The sequence below is a fragment of the Albidovulum sp. genome (genome assembly GCF_049646345.1).
GTDB lineage: Bacteria > Pseudomonadota > Alphaproteobacteria > Rhodobacterales > Rhodobacteraceae > Albidovulum.
Genome location: NZ_JBARVQ010000442.1, coordinates 1 through 4590, shown reverse-complemented (window position 1 = coordinate 4590; position 4590 = coordinate 1). Strand labels below are relative to the sequence as shown.

Annotated in this window: 6 protein-coding genes and 2 pseudogenes; 3 read left to right on the top strand and 5 right to left on the bottom strand. The window is 62.0% G+C overall.

Going from position 1 to position 4590, the window contains the following annotated elements:
* Positions 1 to 253 (top strand): annotated as a pseudogene (locus WBB85_RS11135) (outer membrane protein assembly factor BamE); the annotation flags it as partial.
* A 9-nt stretch (positions 254 to 262) separates the two neighbouring features.
* On the opposite strand, the gene msrB reads toward WBB85_RS11135, so the two are convergent.
* Positions 263 to 658: a peptide-methionine (R)-S-oxide reductase MsrB gene (msrB, locus tag WBB85_RS11130; protein WP_432638684.1), complete on the bottom strand. Its 396-nt coding sequence runs from the start codon at positions 656 to 658 to the stop codon at positions 263 to 265.
* Between the two features lie 103 nt (positions 659 to 761).
* Between msrB and WBB85_RS11125 the strand changes: the two genes are divergently transcribed.
* Positions 762 to 1496 (top strand): GNAT family N-acetyltransferase, encoded by a 735-nt coding sequence (locus WBB85_RS11125; protein WP_432638683.1) that lies wholly within the window; start codon positions 762 to 764, stop codon positions 1494 to 1496.
* Positions 1497 to 1542: 46 nt separating this feature from the next.
* Here the strand turns inward: WBB85_RS11125 and WBB85_RS11120 are convergent, their stop codons facing one another.
* Genes WBB85_RS11120 through WBB85_RS11105 form a run of 4 tightly spaced genes read right to left on the bottom strand, consistent with a single transcriptional unit; the run spans position 1543 to position 4045 of the window.
* Entirely contained in the window at positions 1543 to 1773 is a 231-nt protein-coding gene (locus WBB85_RS11120; RefSeq protein ID WP_432638682.1) for an N-(5'-phosphoribosyl)anthranilate isomerase, read from the bottom strand.
* Positions 1774 to 1823: 50 nt separating this feature from the next.
* Entirely contained in the window at positions 1824 to 2783 is a 960-nt protein-coding gene (locus WBB85_RS11115) for a methyltetrahydrofolate cobalamin methyltransferase (RefSeq protein ID WP_432638681.1), read from the bottom strand.
* A 15-nt stretch (positions 2784 to 2798) separates the two neighbouring features.
* Positions 2799 to 3722 (bottom strand): methylenetetrahydrofolate reductase, encoded by a 924-nt coding sequence (locus WBB85_RS11110; protein WP_432638680.1) that lies wholly within the window; start codon positions 3720 to 3722, stop codon positions 2799 to 2801.
* A gap of 26 nt (positions 3723 to 3748) precedes the next feature.
* The gene (locus WBB85_RS11105; RefSeq protein ID WP_432638679.1) at positions 3749 to 4045 is read right to left on the bottom strand and encodes a virulence factor; all 297 of its coding nucleotides are present in this window, start codon (positions 4043 to 4045) and stop codon (positions 3749 to 3751) included.
* Positions 4046 to 4326: 281 nt separating this feature from the next.
* Here WBB85_RS11105 and WBB85_RS11100 point away from each other — a divergent pair.
* Positions 4327 to 4590: pseudogene (locus tag WBB85_RS11100) on the top strand (Ppx/GppA family phosphatase); the annotation flags it as partial.

Here is a 4590-nt window from a genome sequence, read left to right as displayed (position 1 = left end):
GTACTATGTCGGCAGCCGGTTCCGCCACTATGGTCCGAAGCTTCCCGAAGAAATCGACCGTCAGGTCGTCGCGATCAGCTTTGATGAGGGCGGAACGGTCGAGAATATCGAGCGCTTCGGGCTGGAGGACGGTCAGGCCGTCGTGTTGTCGCGCCGCGTAACCGACAGCAATATCAAGGGCCTGAGCTTTATCCGGCAGCTTCTGGGCAATGTCGGCAATATCAGCGCCGGGCAGTTGCTGAACAACAACTGAGGCCGTCCGTCATTCCTTTGGGCGGTGATCCAGGGACACGCCATTGATGCAATAGCGCAGCCCGGTGGGTTTCGGGCCATCGGGAAAGACATGGCCGAGATGGGCATCGCAGGACGCGCAGTGCACCTCGGTCCGGCGCATGAACCAGCTCCGGTCCTCGGTCTCTCCGATCGCATCGCCGTCAAGCGGTTTGTAGAAGCTGGGCCATCCGGTGCCGGAATCGAACTTGGTATCCGCATCGAACAATGGCTGCCTGCAGCAGATGCAGTTGAATGTCGCAGGCCCTTTGGGAAAGTCGTCATGGGTGAAGGCGCGCTCGGTCGCGTGTTTGCGGGTCACCTTGTAGGCGAGGTCCGAAAGCTGGGCACGCCATTCCTCGTCGCTCTTACTGATCTTCTCAACCATCGGTCTGCCTTTTTCTGTCCAACTGCCGCCGATTTCCGATAAATCTGCGGCACTGCCGAATGTAGGCGCGCGAAGCGCCGTCGCCAAGCCGGAGATTGAAATCATGGTTCCCTTGCTGCGCGGCCGCTTCAGAGCACGGCTCGCCGATGGTGACGACGATATCCGCCGGGCCCAGAAGCTCCGCTGGCAGGCGTTTCGCGCGGGGCAAGGGGATGGGAGTGATGCGGACCGGTTCGATCCGCTATGTCGTCATGTTCTGATTGAGGAAGACGTGGGCCGGCGGCTGGTTGCGACCTTCCGGCTGATGACATTCCCTGACGGGGCGGGCATCGAACGGGGATATGCGGCGCAGTTCTATGATCTCTCGCCGCTTGCCGCCTATCCCGGGGCAATGGCCGAGATGGGGCGGTTTTGTCTGGCCCCGGATTGCCGTGAACTGGACGTGCTGCGGATCGCCTGGGCTGCGGTGACGCGGTTTGTCGATATGCACGGGATCGGCATGGTGTTCGGCTGCGCAAGCTTTCCGGGCATGGATGCGGGTGCCTATACGGATACGTTCGCGATGCTGTCGGACCGCTATCTGGCCCCTCTGGAATGGCGGCCGGGCGCCAAAGGTGTTGAAACGGTCGGCCTTTCTGCCTGTGGCCCGTCCTACGATGCGCTGGTCGCATCAAGAGCGATGCCGTCGCTGCTGCGGTCCTATCTTGCGATGGGGGGGTGGGTCGGCGACCATGTCGTGATCGACCGCGATCTGCAGACGCTGCATGTCTTCACCGGGCTTGAAACGGAACGGGTGCCGGGGGGGCGGACAAACGCATTGCGGCGTCTGGCGGGGTAACGATTTTTCTCCGAAAAATCGGCAATTTTTCGGAGAAAAATTGTAATCAGCAGATAACCCGCAATCCCTGTTTGTGGCAGATGACGATGAATTGCGGCCCGCATTCCACAAGGTGGAAACCCCGCCGCCGCACTTCAGCAATGAACCGGTCGCGCCCGATCTCATTCTCGACCCAGGTCACGTTTCGCCGGACGATCCCGCCACGCCCCACCGCCTTGGCGCTGAACAGCGTTTCGATCCACAGATCGGCATGAGAGCGGGTTCCGGAATGAGCCATGCCCCGACTCTCGCCGGGGCATGGTTAAGACATTGTTAGCGCCTGTGCGATCAGCCGCGGGCGCGACGGCCACCACGGCGGCCCGAGGCGGCCTGGCTTTGCGACTGCGAGGCCTCGGCAAAGCTCATGCCGCTTTCCACCGCTTCCAGCACCTTTGCAAAGCGGATCCATTCGCCGCCATTGGGATCATGGGCCGAGAGGAAGTTGGCGGCCCGGATCGCCTCCATCTCCACCTGGCGCACCGGGTTCATGATGGCGCTGGTCATGCCTGCGCCGATCGCCATCGGCAGGAAGGCCGCATTGATGCCGTGGCGGTTGGGCAGACCGAACGAGATGTTCGAGGCACCGCAGGTCGTGTTGACGCCCAGTTCCTCGCGCAGGCGCTGCACCAGCGTGAAGACCTGACGGCCCGCCGTCGCCATTGCACCCACCGGCATCACCAGCGGATCGACCACGATGTCATGCGCCGGGATGCCGAAATCAGCGGCGCGGTGCACGATCTTTTTGGCCACTTCAAAGCGCACATCCGGGTCTTCGGAAATGCCCGTATCGTCGTTCGAGATCGCCACGACCGGTACGTTGTATTTCTTCACCAGCGGCAGGACCAGTTCCAGCCGGTCCTCTTCACCCGTGACCGAGTTCAGGAGCGGACGGCCATTGGCCGCAGCCAGACCGGCCTCCAGGGCGCCCGGAACCGACGAGTCGATGCACAAAGGCACGTCGACCAGGCCTTGGACGATTTCGATCATCCGCGTCATCAGCGGCGGTTCGGTCTCATTGGGGTTGGGGTTTGAGTTGTAGACCACGCCCGCATTGACATCGAGAACCATTGCGCCGCAGGCGACCTGCTCCAGCGCGTCCTTCTCGACTGTAGAAAAATTACCGGCCTCAAGCTCGGCCGCCAGCTTCTTGCGGCCCGTCGGGTTGATCCGCTCGCCGATCACGCAGAACGGCTCGTCAAAGCCGATGACGACGGTTTTGGTTTTCGATTCAAGAACGGTGCGGGTCATGCTTCTACCTATTTCTTAGCTTTGCGCGGCCGGGACGGCGGAAGCGCCGCCATTCTCGATGGCCCAGGTTGCGTTGGTCTTGATACCGCCGAGCGGGAAGAAGTGCACGGATTCGATACCGAAATCGGGGTTTTCCGCCTTATGGGCCGCAAGTTCGGCGACAAACTCGTTCGGCTCGTAGGGCAGCAAGAGCTTGGTCACATCCATCGCCCGCTTCTGCAGCACCTTGAGCGAGGGGCCGACACCGCAGGCGATCGCGAACTTGATCATCGTCTGCAGCTTCGCCGGACCGGCAACACCGATATGGACCGGAATGTCGATGCCTTCTTCCTGCAGACGGTTGACCCATTTGATCACCGGCTTGGCCTCAAAGCAGAACTGGGTGGCCATCGCCATTTGCGCGTCGGTCCGGTCCTTGAAAGCCTGCTTCCAGCGCAGGGCCTCCATCACGTTCTTGTCCGATCCGTCCTTGTCGATGTCCTTGTTGCCTTCCGGGTGACCGGCGACATGCAGGCGGTCGAACCCGTCAAAGAGACCGGTTTCCATCAACTGCATGGAGCAGTGGAAATCGCCCTGCGGCTTATCGATGCCGCCGCCCAAGAGCAGCGCCTGCTTCACATCGGCCTCACCCTGATAGCGGGCAATCCAGTCGGCGAGCGTCGCCTTGTCCTTGATGATGCGCGCGGGGAAATGCGGCATGACCGGAAACCCTTCGGCGGCGAGCCGCCTGGCCGTCGCGACCATGTCCTCGATCGGCGTGCCGTCGATATGAGCGATATAGACGCGCGTGCCCGCAGGCAGCAGGTCGCGGAAATCCTCGACCTTCTCGGCCGTGCGCGGCATCACCTCGATCGAATAGCCTTCCAGGAAGGCCTCGACAGCGGCATTGGCACCCGAGGGGGCCACGGTTTCCTTGCGGCGGAAATTCAGAAGTGCCATTGCAACCCTCCGGTCAAAAACGGGGCTTATGCCCAGCCATCATTGTCGATAAGCGCCTTGATGCGCTCCTTGTCGTATTCGGCCTCGATCCGCGCCACTTCGGCCACGGCGACGGCTTCGTCCTCGCCCTCGACAGTGAAGGGTTCGGCCTTGCGCCATTCGGCAAGATAGTCATCGGTTCCGGCCGCACCGGTTTTCATCGCGGCGCGGTCGATGGCTTGTTCAAAGCGCTCGGGCAGCGGTTTTTTCGTGCCGCGGCGGCCCTTGCCGACAATGACCTGGGCCGGGATGTCGCGCCAGTAAACGATGGTGACTTCAGCCATGACGATTCCTTCCTGCTGGCGCCCTCAATACGCGTCGCGAAGCGTCAAACAGTGCCGGTTTTCGACATTGTGCGGAACCGGAGCGACCTGCAGGGACTGCTTAGCGCGGATTGGAGGGGGCGGCCACCGCCTGACGCCGGGCCGGGGCGTCGAAATATTCATGAAAAACATGAGCCGCTGGTCGATTGCTTCAAATAGTCGGCAAAGCCCGTGGCGCGTCGCTTGCTTGTGTGGTCGGCCCGGATTAGATTGAACCCAACAGCAAATCGGAGGGCGCGAACATGGCGCCCAGGCGTCCCGGAGGTGCGGGCGCGTTCCCGAGATCGGTAGAGCCGCCAGGCACCCCAAGGCCGGACCCCGCGCAGCTATACGCAGCGCTGGATCTTGGCACCAACAGTTGTCGCATGCTGATTGCCCAGCCAAAGGGCAGTCAGTTCCATGTTGTCGACAGTTTTTCGAAATCGGTCCAGCTCGGGCAGGGGTTGGAGGCCTATGGCCGCCTGTCGCGCGGGTCGATGGCCCGCACCGTGCAGGCCATGCAGATC